This is a genomic window from Pseudomonas sp. LH21 (assembly GCF_036549575.1).
Taxonomy (GTDB): Bacteria; Pseudomonadota; Gammaproteobacteria; order Pseudomonadales; family Pseudomonadaceae; genus Aquipseudomonas; species Aquipseudomonas peradeniyensis.
The window spans coordinates 5,662,090-5,684,829 of the sequence record NZ_CP144367.1; the positions used below are offsets into that span (position 1 = coordinate 5,662,090).

The window sequence follows — 22,740 nt, forward strand, 5'->3', positions numbered from 1 at the left end:
ATCCCGACAGGTGAAGCCTGCTCAGGGTGACTATGAATAAGTCGAGAGTTCCAGCGATGACCCAGTCCGTGGTAATTGATGAGCTGATGACCCTGGTCGACCCTGGCAAGGTCCTCACCGACCCGGCCTCGCTCGAGGCCTACGGCAAGGACTGGACCAAGCACTACCCGCCGGCGCCAAGCGCCATCGTCTTCCCCAAGTCCGTCGAGCAGGTGCAGGCCATCGTGCGCTGGGCCAACCGGCACAAGGTCGCCCTGGTGCCGTCGGGCGGGCGTACCGGGCTGTCGGGCGCCGCCGTGGCCGCCCATGGCGAGGTGGTGGTGGCCTTCGACTACATGAACCAGATCCTCGCCTTCAACGAATTCGACCGTACCGTGGTCTGCCAGCCAGGGGTCGTCACCCGCCAGTTGCAGCAGTTCGCCGAGGACCAGGGGCTTTACTACCCGGTGGACTTCGCCTCGAGCGGCTCCAGCCAGATCGGCGGCAATATCGGTACCAACGCCGGCGGGATCAAGGTGATTCGCTATGGCATGACCCGCAACTGGGTGGCCGGGCTGAAGGTGGTCACCGGCAAGGGTGAGCTGCTCGAGCTGAACAGGGACCTGATCAAGAACGCCACCGGCTACGACCTGCGCCAGCTGTTCATCGGCGCCGAAGGCACCCTGGGCTTCGTGGTCGAGGCGACCATGCGCCTGGACCGCGCGCCGCGCAACCTCACCGCCATGGTCCTGGGCACCCCCGATTTCGACGCGATCATGCCGGTGCTGCACGCCTTCCAGGGCAAGCTCGACCTGACGGCCTTCGAGTTCTTTTCCGACAAGGGCCTGGCCAGGATCCTCGCCCGGGGCGATGTGCCCGCGCCGTTCGAAACCGACTGCCCGTTCTATGCCCTGCTGGAGTTCGAAGCCAGTACCGAGGAAGTGGCCAACGAAGCCCTGGCCACCTTCGAGCACTGCGTCGAGCAGGGCTGGGTGCTCGATGGCGTGATGAGCCAGAGCGAGACCCAGCTGAAGAACCTGTGGAAGCTGCGCGAGTACCTGTCCGAGACCATCTCGCACTGGACACCGTACAAGAACGACATCTCGGTCACCGTATCGAAGGTGCCGGCCTTCCTGCGCGATATCGACGCCATCGTCGGCGAGCACTACCCGGACTACGAAGTGGTCTGGTATGGCCATATCGGCGACGGCAACCTGCACCTGAACATCCTCAAGCCCGACCACATGAGCAAGGACGACTTCTTCGCCTCCTGTGCCAAGGTCAACAAGTGGGTGTTCGAGATCGTCGAACGCTACAACGGCTCGATCTCCGCCGAGCATGGCGTGGGCATGACCAAGCGCGACTACCTGGGCTACAGCCGCTCGCCGGAGGAAATCGCCTGCATGAAGGCGATCAAGGCGGTGTTCGACCCGAACGGCATCATGAATCCGGGTAAGATCTTCGCTCCCGAATAAAAAGCAGTATTCACAGGAGTCGGCCATGAGTTACCAGCACCAGTACGTAGACGGCACGCGCATCCACTTCCCGCTGGGCAAGGTGGTGTGCATCGGCCGCAACTACGCCGAGCATGCCAAGGAACTGGACAACCCCATTCCCAGCGAGCCGCTGTTGTTCATCAAGCCCGGCAGCTGCGTGGTGCCCCTGGAAGGCGGCTTCAAGATCCCGACCGAGCGCGGTTCGGTGCACTACGAGGCGGAGATCGCCGTGCTGCTGGGCAAACCCCTGTCCACCCACCCTTCCGAGGAAGAGGTGCTCGACGCCATCTCCGGCTTTGCCCCGGCGCTGGACCTGACCCTGCGTGATGTGCAGGCGAAACTGAAGGAAAAGGGCCTGCCCTGGGAGCTGGCCAAGTGCTTTGACGGCGCCTGCGTGCTGCCGCCGTTCGTGTCGGCCGGCACCTTCGAGGACCTGACAGACATCGGCATCCGCCTGACCATCAACGGCGAGGTGCGCCAGGACGGCAACAGCGCGCTGATGCTCAACCCGATCGTACCGATGATCCAGCACATGGCCACGCACTTCTCCCTGCAGGCCGGCGATGTCATCCTCACCGGTACCCCGGCGGGCGTGGGGCCGTTCAATGTCGGCGATGAGCTGGTGCTGGAACTTCCCGGCGCAAGCCGGTTCGAAGGCCGGGTGCTTTGACTCCGGGCGACGACGGTGCAACGCCGTCGTCGCTGACTGTTCCGCCGGGATTTGTCGTTTTTTTCACAATTGATCCGGATAATTCGTCTATTAACCTTCATTTGCCGACAGTGGCGAGCACGCTGCCGCCTACTTTCAGGATCTCCGATCGATGACCAACCCTTCCAGCGCATCCCTTCCGCCAAAGCGACGCCTGATCACCCGCTGGTCGCTGTGGATAATTGCGCTGGCGATCATCGCCTATGGCCTGGTGGTGGCCATGCACTGGGATGACCGTGGCCTGCTGTGGATAAAGGAAGGTTTCGAAAGCCAGGCCGAGCGCCAGGAAAGTATCTGGTTGCCAGACTACGTGGCCGACATCGATGCCAAACCGTTGCCGGGCATGGAGCGCGACGAGGCTTCGGACCTGGCGTTCAATCCGCACACCCGGACGTTGTTCTCGGTCATGGGCAAACATCCGTTCCTGGTCGAACTCACCCTCGATGGCGATGTGTTGCGCAAGATTGCCCTGGTTGGCTGGTCCAACCCGGAAGGCGTGGCGGTGCTTGAGGACGGCCAGATCGCCATTGTCGACGAGCGCAATCACGACCTGACATTGGTCAAGGTGGATGCCGCCACGACATCGCTGAACCGCGCCGACTACCAGCCCCATGACCTGGGCGATACCGAGGATGGCAACAAGGGCTTCGAAGCCATTGCCTGGGACCAAATCCGCCAGCGCCTGATCATCGGCGCCGAGCGGCCACCGAAGCTGTTCATCTGGAGCACCGATGGCCACGGCCCGCTCAAGGGCGAAAAGCAGCCGCTGCCCAGCGACGAGCTGGACCTGCGCAACCTGTCCGCGCTGGGCATCGACCCGCGCACCGGGCACCTGCTGGCACTGTCGGCGGACTCCAACATGCTGCTCGAGCTGGATGAGAAAGGTGAGCAGGTCAGCTTCATGACCTTGTTGGGCGGCTTCAATGGCCTGGCTGACACCATCCCCCGGGCCGAAGGCGTGGCGATGGATGACCAGGGCAACCTGTACATCGTCAGCGAGCCCAACCTGTTCTATCGCTTCAGGAAGCCCTGATCGTTCAGATTGGTCTGATGATGGCATTAAGCTTTACTTCAGTTGATAGTGGTTAGATACGTGCTCCTTTCGCCGAGTCCGACCGCATGCGCCGCCACCTTCGCCTGATCTTCGCCTTCATCGTGCTTGTTGCCCTGCTCGTCCTGGGCGCCGCCGGGCATGAGTTCCGCCTGTTCGAGCGCGGCTGGTTCAACCTCAAGACCTGGTGGCAGCCGGCCGAGCAGAGCATCGGCCTGGACCACTACCAGGTGGCGATCGAAGCACAGCCCATCGTCGGGCTGGACGACGACATTTCGGCGCTTACCTACGACCCCGACCGCAAGAGCCTGTTCACCGTCACCAATGCCCGCTCGGAGCTGATCGAGCTGTCGTTGGACGGCCGCATCCTGCGCCGCGTGCCGTTGACCGGTTTCGGCGACCCCGAGGCGGTGGAGTATGTGGGGCCCAACAGCTACGTGATCACCGACGAGCGCCAGCAGCGGCTGATTCGCGTGCGCCTGGACGACGACACCCTGTTCCTGGACGCCAACGATGCCGAGCAGTTGTCCCTGGGCATTGGCCTCAACGGCAACAAAGGTTTCGAGGGTCTGGCCTACGACTCGGCGGGCAAGCGCCTGTTCGTGGCCAAGGAGCGGGACCCGATGATGATCTACGAGGTGCATGGTTTTCCCCATGACAACCCCGACAAACCCTATGCCGTGCATGTGGTGCAGGATCGCAAGCGTGACCGGCGGTTGTTCGTGAGGGACCTGTCGAGCCTGCAGTTCGACGAACGCAGCGGGCACCTGCTGGCGCTGTCGGACGAGTCGCGGCTGGTGCTGGAACTGGATGTGAAGGGCAAGCCGTTGAGCACGCTGTCGCTGCGCAAGGGGTTCCAGGGCTTGAAACAGACGGTGCCGCAGGCGGAGGGGATTGCCATGGACGACGCCGGGACCATCTACCTGGTCAGCGAGCCAAACCTGTTCTATGTGTTCAAGCAGCCGGCTGATTGATTGCCTGGGCTGACGCTATCGCGGGGCAAGCCCGCTCCCACCGTGGGAGCGGGCTTGCCCCGCGATGAGGCTTACTCGGCCTTGAGGGTCTTCACGCCTTCAGCGGTCCCCAGCAGCAGCACATCCGCCGGACGCGCCGCGAACAGGCCATTGGTGACCACGCCGACGATGGCGTTGATCTGGCTCTCCAGCTCCACCGGGTTGGTGATCTGCAGGTTGTGCACATCCAGGATGACGTTGCCGTTGTCGGTCACCACGCCTTCACGGTAGACCGGGTCGCCGCCCAGCTTGACCAGCTGGCGCGCCACATGGCTGCGGGCCATCGGAATCACCTCGACCGGCAGCGGGAAGGCGCCCAGCACCGGCACCAGCTTGCTGGCGTCGGCGATGCAGATGAAGGTCTTGGCCACCGCCGCGACGATCTTCTCGCGGGTCAGGGCCGCCCCGCCGCCCTTGATCAGGTTCAGGTGAGCGTCGCTTTCGTCGGCGCCGTCGACATAGAACTCCAGCTCGCTGACGCTGTTCAGCTCGTAGACCGGGATGCCATGGCCCTTCAGGCGCTGGGCGGTGGCCTCGGAGCTGGCGACGGCGCCGTCGAAGGCGGTCTTGTGCTGGGCCAGGGCGTCGATGAAGAAGTTGGCGGTCGAACCGGTACCGACGCCGACGACGCTTTTCTCATCCAGTTTCGGCAGGATGAGATCGACGGCGGCCTGGGCGACGGCCTGTTTGAGTTGGTCCTGGGTCATGCGGGCTCCGGGAGGGGCTGGGCGGATTTCAAAGTTGCCTAGTATAACGGCTCCCGCGGCTTTGCTGTGGTCGCCCGACGTGACGCTGCGGTAGACTCCCAGCCCTTGTCCCGCGGCCCAGTGATGCTTTCCGATGCTCGAACAGTACGTCAAGAAGATCCTCACCTCGCGCGTCTACGACGTTGCCGTCGAAACCCCGCTGCACAGTGCCGGGCAGTTGAGCAAGCGCCTGGGCAACACGGTGCTGCTCAAGCGCGAGGACCTGCAGCCGGTGTTCTCGTTCAAGATCCGCGGGGCTTACAACAAGCTGGCGCAACTGAGCGCCGAGGAACTGGCCCGCGGCGTGGTCACAGCCTCCGCCGGCAACCACGCCCAGGGCCTGGCCCTGGCGGCGCGGGAGCTGGGGATCAAGGCGACCATCGTCATGCCCAAGACCACTCCGGAGATCAAGATCGAAGGCGTGCGCTCCCGGGGCGGCAAGGTGGTGCTGCACGGTGACACCTTCCCCGAGGCGCTGGCCTACTCGCTGAAGCTGGTGGAGGAAAAGGGCTTCGTCTACATCCACCCCTACGACGATCCGCACACCATCGCCGGGCAAGGCACGGTGGCCATGGAGATCCTGCGCCAGCACCCGGGCCAGCTGGACGCGATTTTCGTGCCGGTCGGCGGCGGCGGGCTGATCGCCGGCATCGCCGCCTACGTGAAGTACCTGCGCCCCGAGATCAAGGTGATCGGCGTCGAGCCGGATGACTCCAACTGCCTGCAGGCCGCCATGGCCGCGGACGAACGCGTGGTGCTGCCACAAGTCGGGCTGTTCGCCGACGGCGTGGCGGTGGCGCAGATCGGCCAGCACACCTTCGACATCTGCCGTCACCATGTGGACGAGGTGATCACCGTCAGCACCGACGAGATCTGCGCGGCAATCAAGGATATCTACGACGATACCCGCTCGATCACCGAACCTGCTGGCGCATTGGGCGTGGCCGGCATCAAGAAGTACGTCGAACTCAAGGGCGTTGCCGGGCAGACCTTGGTGGCCATCGACTCGGGCGCCAACGTCAATTTCGACCGTTTGCGCCATGTGGCCGAGCGCGCCGAGCTGGGCGAGAAGCGCGAGGCGATCATCGCCGTGACCATTCCCGAGCGCCCGGGCAGCTTCAAGGCCTTCTGCGAAGCCATCGGCAAGCGCCAGATCACCGAATTCAACTACCGCAAGCACACCTCGGACGAAGCGCATATCTTCGTCGGTGTGCAGACCCACCCGGAAACCGACCCGCGCGCGGCGTTGGTCCAGCAGTTGACCGAGCAAGGCTTCCCGGTCACCGACCTGACCGACAACGAGCTGGCCAAGCTGCACATCCGCCACATGGTCGGTGGCCATTCGGCCGGGGCCAGCGACGAGATGGTGCTGCGCTTCGAGTTCCCCGAGCGGCCGGGCGCGCTGTTCAACTTCCTCAACAAGCTGGGCGGGCGCTGGAACATCTCGATGTTCCACTACCGCAACCATGGCGCCGCCGATGGCCGCGTGGTCGCGGGCCTGCAGGTACCAGAGGAGGAGCGCCACCTGGTGCCGGCGGCGCTGGCCAAGATCGGCTATCCGTATTGGGACGAGACCGAGAACCCGGCCTACCGGCTGTTCTTGGGTTAACTGACTAAGCTGGGCGTATGGCCCTTCGCGGGTAAACCCGCTCCCACAGGGTTGGCGCGTCACCTGTGGGAGCGGGTTTACCCGCGAAGAGACGGGCGCGAATTACCCTGCTGAAGGACGATGAAGACATGGAACACCTGACCACCCTGAAGACCCTGCATATCCTCGCCACCGCCCTGTTGCTGCTGGGCGGCCTGGGCCTGGCGATCTGGACTGTCCGCGCCCGCCGCCAGGGCGATGCCGAGGCCTACGGCAAGCTGTTGCGCCGACCGCTGGTGTTCGTCTGGCTGCTGATGGGGTTGTGCCTGGTGAGCATGCCGTTCACCGGCTGGTGGCTGGTGCACCTGGTCGGCTGGCCGCTGGGGCAGACCTGGGTGCTGGCGTCCAGCATCATCTATACGCTGGGCGCGTTTGCCGTGTGGTGGCTGGTGGTGCGTCTGAACCGGATGCGCAAGGCTGAAACCGTGGGTTTGAAGTTCACCTTGGCATTGGCGCTGTTCAGCGGCGTCTGCTTCCTGTCCATCGCGGGCCTGATGGGCGCCAAGCCGGTCTGAAGCATCGCGGGGCAAGCCCGCTCCCACGCCAGATCGAGTTGCGCCCAAGATATTGGACATTGATCCAACACCCGGAAGCAGTTCAGATCGTGGGAGCGGGCTTGCCCCGCGATCAGGCCTTCAAGCGCGCAACGAAACGACCGGCCACCCCCGCCGCTCGGCCTCCGCCCGCAGCCTCGGATCCGGATCCACCGCCACCGGGTTCGCCACCACCTCCAGCAACGGCACATCGTTCAGCGAATCGCTATAGAAGTAGCTGTCCTCCAGGTCAAAGCCGTTCTCCAGCATCCAGCGGTTCAGCCGCGTCACCTTGCCTTCACGGAAACAGGGTATATCGGTACTGCGCCCGGTATAGCGCCCGTCCTGCGCTTCGCATTCGGTCGCCAGCAGCACGCGCACGCCCAGGCGGCGGGCGATCGGCGCGGTGACGAAGCGGTTGGTGGCGGTGATGATCACCAGCTGGTCGCCAGCCTCGCGGTGCTGGCGCAGCAGGGCCTCGGCCCTGGGCAGGATGATCGGCTCGATGCAGTCGCGCATGAACTCGCGGTGCCACTGCTCCAGCTGCACGGGTTCGCTGGCCGCGAGGATTTCCATGGAGAAGGCCAGGTAGGCCTGCATGTCCAGGGTGCCGTTGAGGTAGTCCTGGTAGAAGGCATCGTTGCGTTGCTTGTAGGCGACCGGGTCGAGAATGCCCCGCTCGCACAGGTAGTCACCCCAGGCGTGGTCGCTATCGCCACCGAGGAGGGTATTGTCCAGGTCGAATAAAGCCAGGCGCATCGCGGTCACTCGCATCAGCCACGGAAGAGTCCCGCAGAATACGGAGTTTTCACCTCGCTGCACATAAGCTTGGCGGGCGCGTTGCTGCGCGCTCAGGCTTTGTGGAACAATGCGGTGACATGCGTTTGCGAGGTTGCTGCCGTGATCGACCCGGATGGTTTTCGCCCCAATGTCGGGATCATTCTCACGAATGATGCCGGGCAGGTGCTATGGGCTCGGCGGATCAACCAGGATGCCTGGCAGTTTCCCCAGGGTGGCATCAACCCTGACGAGACGCCGGAAGATGCCCTGTACCGCGAGCTGAACGAAGAAGTGGGCCTGGAACGCCAGGACGTGGAAATTCTTGCCTGCACCCGTGGCTGGTTGCGTTATCGTTTACCCCAGCGCCTGGTGCGCACCCACAGCCAGCCGCTGTGCATCGGCCAGAAACAGAAGTGGTTCCTGCTGCGCCTTGTGAGCAACGAGCAACGGGTGCGCATGGACCTCACCGGCAAACCGGAATTCGATGGCTGGCGCTGGGTCAGCTACTGGTATCCGCTGGGCCAGGTGGTGACATTCAAGCGCGAGGTATACCGCCGCGCCCTGAAAGAGCTAGCCCCGCGCCTGCTGACGCGCGACTGACGACGGAGTCCGACCCCGAGCCATGCTCAATACGCTGCGCAAGATCGTCCAGGAAGTGAACTCCGCCAAAGATCTCAAGACGGCGTTGGGTATCATTGTCTTGCGCGTCAAGGAGGCGATGGGCAGCCAGGTCTGCTCCGTCTACCTGCTCGACCCGGACAGCAACCGCTTCGTGCTGATGGCCACCGAGGGCCTGAACAAGCGCTCCATCGGCAAGGTCAGCATGGCCCCCAACGAGGGCCTGGTCGGCCTGGTCGGCACCCGCGAGGAGCCGCTGAACCTCGAGAACGCCGCCGACCACCCCCGCTACCGCTACTTCGCCGAAACTGGCGAAGAGAAATTCGCCTCCTTCCTCGGCGCGCCGATCATCCACCACCGCCGCGTGGTGGGGGTACTGGTCATCCAGCAGAAGGAGCGCCGCCAGTTCGACGAAGGCGAAGAGGCCTTCCTGGTCACCATGAGCGCCCAGCTCGCCGGGGTTATCGCCCATGCCGAGGCAACCGGCTCCATTCGTGGACTGGGCCGCCAGGGCAAGGGTATCCAGGAGGCCCGCTTCGTCGGCGTGCCAGGCTCCCCGGGCGCCGCCGTCGGCCGCTCGGTGGTGATGCTGCCGCCCGCCGACCTCGAGGTGGTGCCGGACCGCACCGTCGAGGACATCGACAACGAACTCAAGCTGTTCAACAACGCCCTCGAAGGCGTGCGCGAGGACATGCGCAAGCTGTCGGCCAAGCTCGCCACCCAGCTGCGCCCCGAAGAGCGCGCATTGTTCGACGTGTACCTGATGATGCTCGAGGACGCCGCCCTCGGTGGCGAGGTGGTCGAGGTCATCAAGACCGGCCAGTGGGCCCAGGGCGCCCTGCGCCAGGTGGTCGGCGAGCACGTCAACCGCTTCGAGCTGATGGACGACGACTACCTGCGCGAGCGCGCCTCGGACGTCAAGGACCTGGGCCGGCGCCTGCTGGCCTACCTGCAGGAAGCCCGTTCGCAGTCGCTGGTCTACCAGGACAACACCATCCTGGTCAGCGAGGAGCTGACCCCGGCCATGCTCGGCGAGGTGCCGGAGGGCAAGCTGGTGGGCCTGGTCTCGGTACTGGGCTCGGGCAACTCCCATGTGGCGATTCTAGCCCGTGCCATGGGCATCCCGACCGTCATGGGCGTGGTCGACCTGCCATATTCGAAGGCCGACGGCATCGAGATGATCGTCGACGGCTACAAGGGCGAGGTGTTCACCAACCCCGGCGAGGTGCTGCGCAAGCAGTACAGCGATGTGGTCGAGGAGGAGCGCCAGCTGGCCCGTGGCCTCGACGCCCTGCGCGAGCTGCCGTGCATCACCCCGGACGGCCATCGCATGCCGCTGTGGGTCAACACCGGCCTGCTCGCCGACGTGGCCCGTGCCCAGCAGCGCGGCGCCGAGGGCGTCGGCCTGTACCGCACCGAAGTGCCATTCATGATCAACCAGCGCTTCCCCAGCGAGAAGGAACAGCTGGCGATCTACCGCGAGCAATTGCAGGCGTTCCACCCGCTGCCGGTGACCATGCGCAGCCTCGACATCGGCGGCGACAAGTCGCTGTCGTACTTCCCGATCAAGGAAGAAAACCCGTTCCTCGGCTGGCGCGGTATCCGCGTCACCCTCGATCACCCGGAAATCTTCCTGGTGCAGACCCGCGCCATGCTCAAGGCCAGCGAGGGCCTGAACAACCTGCGCATCCTGCTGCCGATGATTTCCGGCATCCACGAGCTGGAAGAAGCCCAGCACCTGATCCACCGTGCCTGGGGCGAGGTGCGCGACGAAGGCACCGACGTGCCGATGCCGCCGGTGGGGGTGATGGTGGAGATTCCCGCCGCCGTGTACCAGACCCGCGAACTGGCGCGCCAGGTCGACTTCCTCTCGGTCGGTTCCAACGACCTGACCCAGTACCTGCTGGCGGTCGACCGCAACAACCCGCGGGTCGCCGACCTGTACGACTACCTGCACCCGGCGGTGCTGCAGGCGTTGCAGACCGTGGTCAGCGTCGCCCACGAGGAAGGCAAGCCGGTGAGCATCTGCGGCGAGATGGCCGGTGACCCTGCCGCAGCGATCCTGCTGATGGCCATGGGCTTCGACAGCCTGTCGATGAACGCCACCAACCTGCCGAAGGTGAAGTGGATGCTGCGCCAGATCAACCTGGGCAAAGCCAAGGAACTGCTGGCCGACGCCATGAGCCATGACAACCCGCAGGTTATCCACAGCTCGCTGCAACTGGCGCTGAAGAACCTTGGCCTGGCGCGGATGATCGGGCCGAACAAGACCCTCTGAAGCCCTTACTGGCCTCTTCGCGGGTAAACCCGCTCCCACAGGTTCTGCGCGCAACCTGTGGGAGCGGGTTTACCCGCGAAGAGGCCAGTACAGGCGATGCATACCTTGATCACGCCTCCAGCTCTACCTCACCCAGGTGCCCACCAAACGGCCCGAAACTGCGCTCGACCATCCGCCGCCGCCCCTGGTCATCGACGATCAGCACCGTGCTCGCCCGCGTCCCGTAGTTCTGGCTGGCGATAAACACGCTCGACAGCAGCCTCTCGGTGGCAAGCCCCACACCAGTCTCCGGCAGCTCGCCGTCCGGCGCGGGCTGTGCATCGCCCAGCAAGGCCAATAGCTGTTGCGGATCGGCGGCCTCGAGCAACGCCTCAAGCCCGCTGCGCGCCTTGACCAGCTTCGGCCACGGCGTATCCAGCCCGGCATTCGACAGCCCGTAGACACCAGGCGCCAGCATGCGCGGCGCGGCCTCGCGGGCATGCAGGTAGCCCAGCCGTTCGCCATCACCCACCAGCAGGTTGAAGCCCGAGTACTGCCCGCTGCGACTGGCCACCTGGTCCAGGTAGGCTTCGACCCCCAGCTCGCCCTGAAGGTACGCCGCCACCAGCTCGCCCCGTGAGCGCGGCCCGAGCGGCTGGCGCGGATCGCGGATATTGGTCAGCGCGGCGAAGCGCCCGTTCGGCCCTACCCCCAGCCAGGTTCCGCCTGCCTCCAGGTCACGCCCGGCATGCACCCCCGGGGCATCCTCCCAGGCGGCCAGGGCCTGGGTCGGCCGGGCGTAGAACTCGTCGCGGTTGGCCGCGACGATCAACGGCCGGGCTGTCCCCGGCCGCCAGGCGAATACGATCAGGCACATAGGTTGTCCCCTGTGTTTTCGGCCACTCTACCCGCGCCGCCGACCGCTAGCCATCATCTGACACAGAGTTCACTAGAGCGCCGGGCTTGGCTTCCGTTACCATGCCGGATTGTTTTCCACTGGGGCCACGAATGGAATTCGCTCTCTATCTGCTGTTGGGCGCCTGCGCCGGCGTGCTGGCCGGGCTGTTCGGCGTCGGTGGCGGCATCATCATCGTGCCGGTGCTGGTGTTCAGCTTCACCCTGCAGGGCTTCGACCCTTCGGTGCTGACCCACCTGGCGGTCGGCACGTCGCTGGCGACCATCGTCTTCACCTCGATCAATGCCGTGCGCGAGCACCAGCGCAAGGGCGCGGTGCAGTGGCCGATCTTCGCCTGGATGACCGTGGGCATCCTGCTCGGCGCGCTGGTCGGGGCCAAGACCGCCTCGCTGATCCAGGGCCCGATGCTGCAGAAGATCATCGGCGTGTTCGCCCTGGTGATCGCCGCGCAGATGGCCCTGGACCTCAAGCCCAAGGCCAGCCGCGGCATCCCCGGCAAGCCCGGCTTGACCGCCGCCGGCGGGGTGATCGGCTGGGCCTCGGCCATCTTCGGCATCGGTGGCGGCTCGTTGACCGTGCCGTTCCTCACCTGGCGCAGCCTGCCCATGCAGCAGGCAGTGGCGACTTCGTCGGCCTGCGGCCTGCCGATCGCCCTGGCCAGTGCCCTGGGCTTCATCTGGCTGGGCTGGCACGAGGAACACCTGCCGGCCCACAGCCTGGGCTACGTCTACCTTCCGGCGCTGGTCGGCATCGCTGCCACCAGCATGTTCTTCGCCCGCTACGGCGCGCGACTGGCGCACAAGCTGTCGCCGCGCGTGCTCAAGCGTCTGTTCGCCGCGCTGCTGTTCTGCGTCGGACTCAGCTTCCTTATCTGAACCTAGAGGAAAGACAATGCTGCCTTACCCGCAGATCGACCCGGTGGCCGTGGCCCTCGGTCCACTGAAAATCCACTGGTACGGCCTGATGTACCTGATCGGCATCGGCGGCGCCTGGCTGCTGGCCTCGCGCCGGTTGAACCGCTTCGACCCGACCTGGAGCCGCGAGAAACTCTCCGACCTGGTGTTCTGGCTGTCGATGGGGGTGATCGTCGGCGGGCGCCTGGGCTACGTGCTGTTCTACGACCTGCACCAGTACCTGGCCAACCCGACCTTGATCTTCGAGGTGTGGAAAGGCGGCATGTCGTTCCACGGCGGTTTCATCGGCGTGATGCTGGCCGCGCTGTGGTTCGGCAAGCGCAACAACAAGTCGTTCTTCGAGCTGATGGACTTCGTCGCGCCGCTGGTGCCGATCGGCCTGGGCGCCGGGCGTATCGGCAACTTCATCAACGCCGAACTGTGGGGCAAGGCCACCGACGTGCCGTGGGCAATGGTGTTCCCGCCGTTCAGCGACCCGGCCCAGTTGCCGCGTCACCCGTCGCAGCTGTACCAGTTCGCCCTCGAAGGTGTGGCATTATTCGTCATCCTTTGGCTGTACTCGCGCAAGCCGCGCCCAACCATGGCCGTTTCCGGCATGTTCGCGCTGTTCTACGGCATCTTCCGCTTCATCGTGGAATTCGTGCGGGTACCCGACGCCCAGCTGGGCTACATCGCCTTCGGCTGGTTGACCATGGGTCAGCTGCTCTGCGTGCCGATGATCGTCGGCGGCATCTTCCTGATCTGGTGGGCCTACAACCGTAAACCGTCGGCCAAGGCCACCGTCTGATTTTCACGGCAGGGGCGATCCTCCTGCCGTTCTTGCTACAGGTAAGCCATGAAAGAGTATCTAGATCTGGTCCGTGACGTCATCGAAAACGGCACGCTGCAGGAAAACCGCACCGGCATCCGCACCATCAGCCTGCCGGGCGCCATGCTCAAGTTCGACCTGCAGAAAGGCTTCCCGGCCATCACCACGCGCAAGCTGGCGTTCAAGTCGGCGATCGGCGAGATGGTGGGCTTTTTGCGCGGAGTGAAGAACGCCGGCGAGTTCCGCGAGCTGGGCTGCAAGGTCTGGGACCAGAACGCCAACGAGAACGCCCAGTGGCTGGCCAACCCGTTCCGCCAGGGCCATGACGACCTCGGCGAGATCTACGGCGTGCAATGGCGCCAGTGGCCGGGCTACAAGCGTATCCCGCTGAGCAACCCGGCGGCCATCGAGATGGCCGAGAAGGCCGGTTTCCGCCGTATCGCCCAGGACGAGGAAGACGGCCAGGCGTTCGTCATCCTGTACAAGGCCATCGACCAGGTGCGCCAGTGCCTGGACACCATCGCCAACGACCCGGGCAGCCGGCGCATCCTGTTCCACGGCTGGAACTGCGCCCAGCTGGATGAGATGGCCCTGCCGCCGTGCCACCTGCTGTACCAGTTCCACCCGAATGTCGAGACCAAGGAAATCTCCCTGACCCTCTACATCCGCTCCAACGACCTGGGCCTGGGCACGCCGTTCAACCTCACCGAAGGCGCGGCGCTGCTGTCGCTGTTCGGCCGCCTGACCGGCTACACCCCGCGCTGGTTCACCTACTTCATCGGCGATGCCCATGTGTACGAGAACCACCTGGACATGCTGGGCGAGCAGATGAAGCGCGAACCGCTGGCCGCGCCGAAGCTTGTGATCAGCGACCGCGTGCCGGCATTCGCCGAGACCGGCAAATACGAGCCGCAGTGGCTGGAGAAGATCGAGCCGAGCGACTTCTGGCTGGAAGGCTACGAGCACCATGCGCCGATGACGGCGCCGATGGCGGTCTGACAGATCTTCATCTGTCTGAGCTGACGCAGTCGCGGGGCAAGCCCGCTCCCACGTATGCATTTAGTCACGTGGGAGCGGGCTTGCCCCGCGATGCTTTTGGTATCAATGCCCGTGACTGCGCCCCACATGGGAATGCTCGGTCTCCGGCACCGTCACCGCCCCATTGGTCTCCAGCTGCTGCAGAATCGCGCACTCCGCCCCCTGCGCATTGCATTGCTGGCGCAACTCCACCAGCTGCGCCTGCAGCGCCACCAGCCCGTCGATCCTCGCCTGCACATGCTCGATATGCTCGTCGATCAGCGCATTGACGCTGCCGCATGAGCCGTCGGGGCTGTCGCGCAGGCTCAACAGGCTGCGGATTTCATCGAGGGTCATGTCCAGGGTGCGGCAGTTGCGGATGAAGGTCAGCCGCTCGACATGGGCCTGGGTGTAGAGCCGATAGTTGCCGTCGCTGCGGGCGGGCTCGGGCAGCAGCTGCTCGCGTTCATAGTAGCGGATGGTCTCCACGGCGCAGTCGGTGGCCTTGGCCAGTTCTCCGATCTTCATGGCAAATCTCCAGCAGAGGGCTTGACCCTATAGTGACTACAGGGTGTTCACTTGGCAACAACCACTCTGTGGATATCCGCAGAGGCCAGTGCTCAGTTAAGGATGATTCCATGAACCAGCCTGTCAGCCCCGACCACAAGCATGACCACGCGCATGGCCATGAGCCCCACGCCCACAGCTGCTGTGCCAGCAAGGCTGCCCCGGCCCTGGTGCAGCTGACCGAAAAGGCCAGCGCCCAGGCGCAGCTCAGCCGCTTCCGCATCGAGGCCATGGACTGCCCCACCGAACAGACCCTGATCCAGGACAAGCTGGGCAAGCTGGCCGGCATCGAGCAGCTGGAATTCAACCTGATCAACCGGGTGCTCGGCGTGCGCCACACGCTGGTTGGCACCGCCGAGATCGAGCGGGCCATCGACAGCCTGGGGATGAAGGCCGAACCGCTGGCCGCCGAGGACGACGGCAGCGCCAATGCACCCCAGCCGAGCAAGACCCGCTGGTGGCCGCTGGCCTTGTCGGGTATTGCCGCGATCGCCGCCGAAGTCGTGCACTTCTCCGGCAAGGCGCCGGAGTGGGTGGTCGCCGCGCTGGCCCTGGCGGCGATCCTCGGCTGTGGCCTGGGCACCTACAAGAAGGGCTGGATCGCCCTGAAGAACCGCAACCTCAACATCAATGCCCTGATGAGCATCGCCGTGACCGGCGCCGTGCTGATCGGCCAATGGCCGGAGGCGGCCATGGTCATGGTGCTGTTCACCATCGCCGAGCTGATCGAGGCACGCTCGCTGGATCGCGCGCGCAATGCCATTGGCGGCTTGATGCAACTGGCGCCGGACCTGGCCACCGTGCAGCAGGCTGACGGCCAGTGGCGCGAGCTCGACGTGCGCGAGGTGCCGATCGGCACCCTGGTGCGGGTGCGTCCGGGCGAGCGTATCGGCCTGGATGGCGAGGTGGTCAGTGGCCAGTCCAGCGTCGACCAGGCGCCGATCACTGGCGAGAGCCTGCCGGTCGAGAAGGCCGTGGGCGACAAGCTGTTCGCCGGCACCATCAACCAGGCCGGCGCCCTGGAGTACCGCGTCACCGCCGCCGCCGGCCAGTCGACCCTGGCGCGGATCATCAAGGCCGTCGAGGAGGCCCAGGGCGCCCGTGCGCCGACCCAGCGCTTCGTCGACCAGTTCTCGCGCATCTACACCCCGGTAGTGTTCGCCGTGGCCCTGGCCGTGGCGGTGATCCCGCCGCTGTTCATGGCCGGCGCCTGGTTCGACTGGATCTACCGCGCCCTGGTGCTGCTGGTGGTGGCCTGCCCGTGCGCGCTGGTGATCTCGACCCCGGTGACCATCGTCAGCGGCCTGGCCGCGGCGGCGCGCAAGGGCATCCTGATCAAGGGCGGCGTGTACCTCGAAGGCGGGCGCAAGCTGGACTTCCTCGCCCTGGACAAGACCGGCACCATCACCCACGGCAAGCCGGTGCAGACCGACAGCAAGGTACTCGACCCGCTGTTCGAAGGCCGGGCCCAAGCCTTGGCCGCCAGCCTGGCTGCCCGCTCCGATCACCCGGTGTCCGGTGCCATCGCCCTGTTTGCCAAGGACCAGAGCCTGGCCTTGAGCGAGGTCAGCGATTTCGCCGCCCTGGCCGGTCGCGGTGTGCGCGGTGATATCGAGGGCCAGACCTACCACCTGGGCAACCATCGCCTGGTGGAAGAGCTCGGCCTGTGCTCCCCGGAGCTTGAAGCGCAGCTCGATGTGCTGGAGCGCCAGGGCAAGACCGTGGTGCTGCTGCTCGACCGCTCCGGTCCGCTGGCGCTGTTCGCCGTGGCCGACACGGTCAAGGACAGCAGCCGCCAGGCCATCGCCGAACTGCACGAGCTGGGCATCAAGACTGTCATGCTGACCGGCGACAATCCCCACACCGCCCAGGCCATCGCCGCCCAGGTGGGGATCGATCGCGCCGAGGGCAACCTGCTGCCGGCGGACAAGCTGGCCAGCATCGAGCGCCTGTACGGCGAGGGCCATCGGGTCGGCATGGTCGGTGACGGCATCAACGACGCACCGGCCCTGGCCCGTGCCGAGATAGGCTTCGCCATGGCCGCCGCCGGCACCGACACGGCCATCGAGACCGCCGACGTGGCGCTGATGGACGACGACTTGCGCAAAATCCCGGCGTTCGTCAGGCTGTCGCGCCAAAGCGCGGCGATCCTCACCCAGAACATCGTGCTGGCCCTGGGGATCAAGGCGATCTTCCTGGCGATCACCTTTGCCGGCATGGCCACCATGTGGATGGCGGTGTTCGCCGACATGGGCGTGAGCCTGCTGGTGGTGTTCAACGGCTTACGCCTGCTGCGCAAGTAAGGTTGGGACGTTCCCTGTAGGAGCGGCCTTGTGCCGCGAAAGGGCCGCAACGCGGCCCCAGCGATGTCCCATGATGCCGAAATCCTGGGGCTGCCATGCAGCCCTTTCGCGGCACAAGGCCGCTCCTACAGAGTACACAGCGAATCTTTCAACTAGAGGTTATCCACAATGCTGAGCGCCGAGCTCAAAGCCTTCTACATGGTGGCCCGTCTGGGCAGCATCACCCTGGCGGCGAAGAAGCTCGGGCTCAGCCAGCCGACGGTGACCACGCAGATTCGCAATCTCGAAGGCCAATACAACGTCGAGCTGTTCTACCGCGGTGGCCGGCGCCTGGTGCTGAGCGAGGAAGGCGTGCGCCTGCTGCCGATGGTCAAGGCACTGCTGCAGCAGGAGGCCGACATCGAGTTCGAGCTGCGCAACAGCGGTCAGGCCCAGGGCAGCCTGCGCATCGCCGCCACGGCGCCCTACTACATCCTCGACCTGGTGAAGATCTTCCGCGAGCGCCTGCCCCAGGTGGAAGTGGCAGTGGAAATCGGCAACTCGCAGCAGGTGCTGGAGATGCTCGAGGATTACCGGGTGGATATCGCCGCGTCCTCACAACTGCTCGAGGATGCGCGCCTGGTGCGCCGGGTGCTGGGCACCGACCCGCTGGTGGTGGCGGTGCACCGCAATCATCCGCTGGCCCAGCGTCAGGCGGTGTCCATCGACGTGGTGGCCGGGCATTGCCTGCTGATGCGCGAGCAGGGCTCGACCACGCGCAAGCTGACCGAGCAGATGATGCAAGAAGCCAATGTGAAGGCCGGGGCCTTGCTGGAGATCGGCAGCCGCGAGTCGATCCGCGAGGCGGTGCTGCGCAATATCGGCATCAGCATCATCGCCCGCCACGAGGTGCCGCATAACCCGGAACTGCGGGTGCTGGCGCTGGAGGAGGCACCGGTGATGCACGAGTACCTGTACTGCCTGAAGGAACGGCGCCAGGCGCGACTGCCGGCGGCTTTTCTGGGCGTGGCGCAGGAAGTGGTTGGCTCGCAGTTCTGAAACGGCCGGCAATGAGCTCATCGCCGGCAAGCGGGCCGGCCGGCGATGGCGCGGCGGGTCACTTCACGTTGACGGTGATCTTCTGCGACTCGACGCTTGGCTTGAACGGCACGTGGTACTTGTCGCCCAGCACCAGCTGCAGGGTGTGTTTGCCTGGCGTGAGGGTGATGGTCGCCTCAGTCTGCGCCTTGCCGAAGTGCAACACCTGCGGACCTGCCGGCAGCGGCGCGTTGTTTTCCGGCATCAGGCTGGTGGGCAGCGGCTGGTCGGCCAGCGGGGCCTTGTCCACGTCCACCAGCAGGTGGTGATGGCCGGTGTGCGGGGTCTGGTCACCTGCGGGCTTGAGGCCCATGCCTTCGATGCCGAACTTGACGGTGAAGGTCTTGTCGACCGTGGCCCCATCGGCGGGCGAAACGATGAAGACCTTGGCGCCTTCCGGTGGCTGCTCGCTCTTCAGGGCATCCGCGGCACTGGCGAACACCGACGCCCCCATCAGCAGACCGGCGACGGCAGCACGCGAAATTAGGCTTTTCATTCACTTCTCCTGTGATTCACTTCAATTGACCGCTATCACTTAAACGAAGTATGGCGGTACTTCACCATAGTCCAGCTCGGCCGGCAGAGGTTCAAAAACAGGGACAGAAATATTTCAGGGCAGAAGAAAACCTTGCCGCGACCTGGAGGTCTTAGGCTGCGTTCGACCGGGGCAGACGAGAAAGCCACGGCGAATGCACTTCATCTGCCGAACAAGAAAGGGGCACTCATGCGTTTGACCATTGGCATTCTGCTGGCGGTACTGTTCAGCCCACTGGCCCAGGCCGAACTGATCGACGAAATCAATGACCGTGGCGAACTGCGCATCGCCGTGCTTGGCGACGCGCCACCCTATGCGTTCAAGGAGAACGAACACCTGACTGGCTTCGAGATCGAGTTGGGGCAGGCCTTGGCCAAGGAGCTGGATGTGCGGGCCGAGTTCGTCGAGACCGCCGCCGAAGAGGTGCTGCCCGGGGTGGAGAGCGGCAAGTACGACATGACCTTCAACAAGCAGGACATCGAACTGAGCGACAAGCTCGACGCCATTCGTACCCTGGCCAGTCAGAAACTGGTGATCCCGTACCAGAAGGGCAATCCGGCCTTCGAGACGGCTGTGAACAATGCCCTGCAGCGGATCGAGGACGATGGCCGCCTGGCAGCGCTGGAGAAGAAATGGCTTACGGCTGCGCGCGAGACCAGCGCCGGACAGTAGTCATGCTACCAATGCAAGTCCGCACCGACCTGTAGGAGCGGCCTTGTGCCGCGAAAGGGCTGCGTAGCAGCCCCAGGTGACGCAGAGATAGCCGGGGCCGCTTTGCGGCCCTTTCGCGGCACGAGGCCGCTCCTACAGGGATTGCGCATGGTCTGAAGATTTGGGTTTACCCGCGACTACAGATGGGTACCCAACAACGCTCGCTGCGCGTCTTCCAGCTCCAGCTCGCTGAAAACGAGCACCCCTTCGCGACGCAGCAAGGCCGTGGTCACTCCTTCCCCCGCCACCTTCACACCGCTGAAGCTGCCGTCATAGGTCTGCAGGTTGCCACACGACGGGCTGCCGGACTTGAGCACCGCCACACGGATACCATGCCGACGCACCAGCTCCAGCGCCAGTCGGGCCCCGGCCAGAAACGCCTCGCTGACATCGTCGCCAGACACCGTCACTACCCGCGCCTGCCCATCCAGGACCTGGCCGCCCTGCCCGCCCGGAATTTCCGCAGGCGGGCGCGGCGTCGGCAAGCCACCGGCCACCTCCGGGCACAGCGGCACCACCCGGCCTTCGGCCTGCCAGCGCTGCAACACGTCGGGATGACCGCTGGCACGCCCGTCATAGCGCACCGGCTGGCCCAGCAGGCAGGCACTGACCAATACCTTCGGCAGCTCAGAATGGATCATTGCCACGGCGCCTGAACCAGCCGGTCAACGACAGGCGCTCACGCCCGGCCGGGAGCACTTCGTGCGGCACTTCACCCGACAGGAACACCACCAGGCTGCCCGCGACCGGTTGCACGTCGTGCTCGACACCGTCCTGCAGGAACATCCGCAACTGCCCGCCATCCTCCGGCTGCCAGCCTTCATTGAGGTAGAGCACGGCCGACACCATGCGCCGGTCGTCGTCACGGAAGCGGTCGAGATGGCGCTTGTAGAACGCCCCCGGCGGATACAGGGCAAAATGGCACTCGAAATCCTCAAGCCCCAGGAACAAGCCCTGGTTGATGGCCTGGCGCAGGCTGTCCATCGCGCCCAGGTAGCGGTCGCAGACCTCCGACTCACCGGGGTCGAGCCACTGGATCTGATCACCACGGATCGCCTCGCGGATCTCCTGCGCGGCGCCACGACCGACGCTGGCCGGGTTGAGTTCGCCCTCGGCGTGACGGCGACGGCATTCGGCCGCCAGCGCGCGCGACAGCGCGTCGGGCAGGAAGAGAGGTTGCTGCGACCAGCCACGGGTGGCCAGGTCGTCGACGATCGTCGACAGCAGAGGATGTTCGAAAGGAGTGTGCATGGCGCATCATAGCCATTCGCTAATCGCTCGCACAGCGCCACTTGGTCAGGAAGCGCCGCTGGCGACTCGACAAAGCCCCGCCACGCCTAGGACAATAGCGGCCTGCCGACAGGAGTCCTGAATGCGCCGTCTGTTTTCCCTGCTTCTGCTGATGATCTGCACCATGCCTGTCTGGGCAGACAGCCTCGATCAGCTGTACAAGGCCGCCGGCTGGCCCGACCAGCGCGCCCATTTCAACGATGCCGTGAGCGCCGCCCAGCAGCGCTACCGCAACAGCCTGCCGCCTGCCGTCTACCAGGCGCTGGTCAACAACAGCAACCAGCGCTTCCAGGCCCAGGCCATGGACCGCCGGGCTCAGGCGCAGCTGCGCGCCAACCTGGCGAACCCCTCGCCGGCCCTGGCGTTCTTCCAGTCGCCACTGGGGCGCAAGGTGGTGGCCGCCGAGCTGCTGGCCACGCGCAAGGACCAGCTGGCGAAGAACGCCAAGGGCCTGCCGAAGGTCCAGGCCAGCGACAACCGCCTGCTGATCGTCGGCCACCTGGCCCAGGCCCTGCCGGCCCGCGAAGCCGGCGCCGAGGTCAGCCTGGCAATCGCCGGGGTAGCGGCCGACAGCCTGAGCTCGATGCTGCCCGGTCTGTTCGGCGGCGGCCAGGCGCAGAACCTGCTCGATGGCCAGCGCCAGCGCCTGATGAACCAGGTCGGCGAAGACCTGAACAACACCCTGCTGTACGTCTATCGCGACCTGTCGGACGCCGAGCTGGAGCAATTCGCCACCTTCGCCGAATCCGCCGACGGCCAGGCCTACTACAAGGCAGCGGTGGCCGCAGTACGCGCCGCCCTGGCCGTGGGCCAGAACGCCGCCGAGCTGAAGTGATCAGCCCAGACGCTGGCCGATGAAGTCGAAGTAGCGCTGGCGAATGCCGGGCAGCTCGTTGGCCAGGTGATGCCGCGCCTCGGGCAGCATGAGGATCTGCGGCTCGGCGAACTTGGCCTTGAGCACCTTGAGGTTGTAGGGCCAGTCCACCGTGCCGTCCGCCTCGCCCTGCACGATCAGGGGCCGGCGTGTGCTGCGCGGCGCGGCTTCGATACGCCGGACCCATTTCATCAGCGCCCCGACCCAGGCGGTCGGCAGCCGCCGTGGCTGCAGCGGATCGGCCTCGAGGAAGGGCAGGAAGGCCGGGTCGTTGGTGTTCTCGCTGAAGCGCCGCTCGATGCCGTTGACGAAGTGGCGCAGCACCCGATAGCTCAGTTTCGACCAGTGCCAGGCACGCGGGCGCACCAGGGGTGCCAGCAGGATCACCTGGCCGTCGGCCGGGCTGCGTTCGCCCTGGTGCAGCAGGTGATCGACCACGATCGCCCCGCCGGTGCTCTGTCCACATAGATGCCAGGGGCGCGGTAGTTCCAGCAGGCGGGCCTGCTCGAACAGCGCATCGAGCACCTGCTGGTAGATGCCGAAGTCATCGATGCTGGCCCGCTCGCCGCTGGACAGGCCATGGCCGGGCAGGTCGCAGCCGATCACCGCGTAGCCCTGGCCCAATGCCCACGCGATCACATGCCGGTACAGGCCCAGGTGATCGTAATAGCCGTGCAGCAGGAACACCGTCGCCACCGGTTGCTCCGGCAGCCAGAGCTGGCCGACCAGATCGAAGCCCGCCACCCGGAAGCCACCCAGCCAACTGCGCGCAGGCAGATCCAGGCCATAGAAGCGCTGGTAGGCCTGGCCCTGGGCGGACAACGGCTGACGATCAACGAGGGGCGACAGGCTGGTACGCAGCTGGTCGGGATTGAAGCTAGCGGGCATCAGTAGATCC

The 22,740-nt window shown here is 65.3% G+C and carries 23 protein-coding genes; 15 read left to right on the forward strand and 8 right to left on the reverse strand.

Annotated elements, in window-relative coordinates; genetic code table 11:
- The first annotated feature begins 56 nt into the window (after window positions 1–56).
- The 4 genes from VUG52_RS25755 (at window position 57) to VUG52_RS25770 (ending at window position 4,209) form a co-directional block, all read left to right on the forward strand.
- The gene (locus VUG52_RS25755; RefSeq protein ID WP_262950712.1) at window positions 57–1,454 is read left to right on the forward strand and encodes an FAD-binding oxidoreductase; all 1,398 of its coding nucleotides are present in this window, start codon (window positions 57–59) and stop codon (window positions 1,452–1,454) included.
- A gap of 25 nt (window positions 1,455–1,479) precedes the next feature.
- Window positions 1,480–2,145 carry a fumarylacetoacetate hydrolase family protein gene (locus VUG52_RS25760; RefSeq protein WP_050707388.1) on the forward strand — a complete coding sequence of 222 codons (666 nt, stop codon included), beginning with the start codon at window positions 1,480–1,482 and terminating at the stop codon, window positions 2,143–2,145.
- A 151-nt stretch (window positions 2,146–2,296) separates the two neighbouring features.
- Window positions 2,297–3,217 carry an SdiA-regulated domain-containing protein gene (locus tag VUG52_RS25765; protein WP_262950714.1) on the forward strand — a complete coding sequence of 307 codons (921 nt, stop codon included), beginning with the start codon at window positions 2,297–2,299 and terminating at the stop codon, window positions 3,215–3,217.
- 86 nt (window positions 3,218–3,303) lie between these two features.
- Complete coding sequence (locus VUG52_RS25770) at window positions 3,304–4,209, forward strand: SdiA-regulated domain-containing protein (RefSeq protein WP_262950715.1); 906 nt, start codon at window positions 3,304–3,306, stop codon at window positions 4,207–4,209.
- A gap of 71 nt (window positions 4,210–4,280) precedes the next feature.
- Here VUG52_RS25770 and rpiA read toward each other — a convergent pair whose 3' ends face one another.
- Window positions 4,281–4,955 carry a ribose-5-phosphate isomerase RpiA gene (rpiA, locus tag VUG52_RS25775; protein WP_011536226.1) on the reverse strand — a complete coding sequence of 225 codons (675 nt, stop codon included), beginning with the start codon at window positions 4,953–4,955 and terminating at the stop codon, window positions 4,281–4,283.
- Between the two features lie 133 nt (window positions 4,956–5,088).
- Here rpiA and ilvA point away from each other — a divergent pair, with 133 nt between their 5' ends.
- Both ilvA and VUG52_RS25785 read left to right on the forward strand, forming a co-directional pair.
- Window positions 5,089–6,603, forward strand: a complete 1,515-nt coding sequence (gene ilvA, locus VUG52_RS25780) for a threonine ammonia-lyase, biosynthetic (protein WP_262950716.1) — start codon at window positions 5,089–5,091, stop codon at window positions 6,601–6,603.
- 128 nt (window positions 6,604–6,731) lie between these two features.
- The gene (locus tag VUG52_RS25785; protein WP_262950717.1) at window positions 6,732–7,157 is read left to right on the forward strand and encodes a DUF2269 domain-containing protein; all 426 of its coding nucleotides are present in this window, start codon (window positions 6,732–6,734) and stop codon (window positions 7,155–7,157) included.
- A 120-nt stretch (window positions 7,158–7,277) separates the two neighbouring features.
- On the opposite strand, the gene VUG52_RS25790 is transcribed toward VUG52_RS25785, so the two are convergent.
- Window positions 7,278–7,934: an HAD family hydrolase gene (locus tag VUG52_RS25790; protein WP_050707394.1), complete on the reverse strand. Its 657-nt coding sequence runs from the start codon at window positions 7,932–7,934 to the stop codon at window positions 7,278–7,280.
- A 141-nt stretch (window positions 7,935–8,075) separates the two neighbouring features.
- Between VUG52_RS25790 and VUG52_RS25795 the strand changes: the two genes are divergently transcribed.
- Window positions 8,076–8,555, forward strand: coding sequence for an RNA pyrophosphohydrolase (locus tag VUG52_RS25795; RefSeq protein ID WP_028688498.1), 480 nt, complete (start codon window positions 8,076–8,078; stop codon window positions 8,553–8,555).
- A gap of 22 nt (window positions 8,556–8,577) precedes the next feature.
- On the forward strand, window positions 8,578–10,851 hold the full coding sequence (gene ptsP / locus VUG52_RS25800) for a phosphoenolpyruvate--protein phosphotransferase (protein WP_050707395.1): 2,274 nt from the start codon (window positions 8,578–8,580) through the stop codon (window positions 10,849–10,851).
- Window positions 10,852–10,960: 109 nt separating this feature from the next.
- Here ptsP and VUG52_RS25805 read toward each other — a convergent pair whose 3' ends face one another.
- Window positions 10,961–11,707 (reverse strand): NRDE family protein, encoded by a 747-nt coding sequence (locus VUG52_RS25805; RefSeq protein WP_050707396.1) that lies wholly within the window; start codon window positions 11,705–11,707, stop codon window positions 10,961–10,963.
- Window positions 11,708–11,838: 131 nt separating this feature from the next.
- On the opposite strand from VUG52_RS25805, the gene VUG52_RS25810 reads away from it, so the two are divergent.
- Genes VUG52_RS25810 through VUG52_RS25820 form a run of 3 tightly spaced genes read left to right on the forward strand, consistent with a single transcriptional unit; the run spans window position 11,839 to window position 14,467 of the window.
- On the forward strand, window positions 11,839–12,621 hold the full coding sequence (locus VUG52_RS25810; protein ID WP_050707397.1) for a sulfite exporter TauE/SafE family protein: 783 nt from the start codon (window positions 11,839–11,841) through the stop codon (window positions 12,619–12,621).
- A gap of 16 nt (window positions 12,622–12,637) precedes the next feature.
- Entirely contained in the window at window positions 12,638–13,447 is an 810-nt protein-coding gene (lgt, locus tag VUG52_RS25815; RefSeq protein WP_050707398.1) for a prolipoprotein diacylglyceryl transferase, read from the forward strand.
- A gap of 48 nt (window positions 13,448–13,495) precedes the next feature.
- Window positions 13,496–14,467, forward strand: coding sequence for a thymidylate synthase (locus VUG52_RS25820; protein ID WP_050707399.1), 972 nt, complete (start codon window positions 13,496–13,498; stop codon window positions 14,465–14,467).
- 102 nt (window positions 14,468–14,569) lie between these two features.
- On the opposite strand, the gene cadR is transcribed toward VUG52_RS25820, so the two are convergent.
- A complete protein-coding gene (cadR, locus tag VUG52_RS25825; protein WP_050707402.1) occupies window positions 14,570–15,013 on the reverse strand; it encodes a cadmium resistance transcriptional regulator CadR in 444 nt (147 codons plus the stop codon).
- A gap of 110 nt (window positions 15,014–15,123) precedes the next feature.
- On the opposite strand from cadR, the gene VUG52_RS25830 reads away from it, so the two are divergent.
- Both VUG52_RS25830 and VUG52_RS25835 read left to right on the forward strand, forming a co-directional pair.
- A complete protein-coding gene (locus VUG52_RS25830; RefSeq protein ID WP_050707403.1) occupies window positions 15,124–17,355 on the forward strand; it encodes a heavy metal translocating P-type ATPase in 2,232 nt (743 codons plus the stop codon).
- A gap of 168 nt (window positions 17,356–17,523) precedes the next feature.
- Window positions 17,524–18,393 carry a LysR family transcriptional regulator gene (locus tag VUG52_RS25835; protein ID WP_050707404.1) on the forward strand — a complete coding sequence of 290 codons (870 nt, stop codon included), beginning with the start codon at window positions 17,524–17,526 and terminating at the stop codon, window positions 18,391–18,393.
- A gap of 58 nt (window positions 18,394–18,451) precedes the next feature.
- Here VUG52_RS25835 and VUG52_RS25840 read toward each other — a convergent pair whose 3' ends face one another.
- Window positions 18,452–18,928: a DUF4399 domain-containing protein gene (locus VUG52_RS25840; protein WP_050707405.1), complete on the reverse strand. Its 477-nt coding sequence runs from the start codon at window positions 18,926–18,928 to the stop codon at window positions 18,452–18,454.
- A 228-nt stretch (window positions 18,929–19,156) separates the two neighbouring features.
- Here VUG52_RS25840 and VUG52_RS25845 point away from each other — a divergent pair, with 228 nt between their 5' ends.
- Window positions 19,157–19,639 carry a transporter substrate-binding domain-containing protein gene (locus tag VUG52_RS25845; RefSeq protein WP_050707406.1) on the forward strand — a complete coding sequence of 161 codons (483 nt, stop codon included), beginning with the start codon at window positions 19,157–19,159 and terminating at the stop codon, window positions 19,637–19,639.
- A 176-nt stretch (window positions 19,640–19,815) separates the two neighbouring features.
- On the opposite strand, the gene VUG52_RS25850 is transcribed toward VUG52_RS25845, so the two are convergent.
- Window positions 19,816–20,319: a DUF523 domain-containing protein gene (locus tag VUG52_RS25850; RefSeq protein ID WP_050707407.1), complete on the reverse strand. Its 504-nt coding sequence runs from the start codon at window positions 20,317–20,319 to the stop codon at window positions 19,816–19,818.
- Window positions 20,306–20,929, reverse strand: coding sequence for a 2OG-Fe(II) oxygenase (locus VUG52_RS25855; RefSeq protein WP_050707408.1), 624 nt, complete (start codon window positions 20,927–20,929; stop codon window positions 20,306–20,308). The genes VUG52_RS25850 and VUG52_RS25855 overlap by 14 nt, the downstream gene beginning before the upstream one ends.
- Window positions 20,930–21,050: 121 nt before the next feature.
- Here VUG52_RS25855 and VUG52_RS25860 point away from each other — a divergent pair, with 121 nt between their 5' ends.
- A complete protein-coding gene (locus VUG52_RS25860) occupies window positions 21,051–21,803 on the forward strand; it encodes a DUF2059 domain-containing protein (protein ID WP_050707409.1) in 753 nt (250 codons plus the stop codon).
- Here VUG52_RS25860 and VUG52_RS25865 read toward each other — a convergent pair whose 3' ends face one another.
- A complete protein-coding gene (locus VUG52_RS25865) occupies window positions 21,804–22,730 on the reverse strand; it encodes an alpha/beta hydrolase (RefSeq protein ID WP_331832255.1) in 927 nt (308 codons plus the stop codon).
- Window positions 22,731–22,740 lie beyond the last annotated feature (10 nt).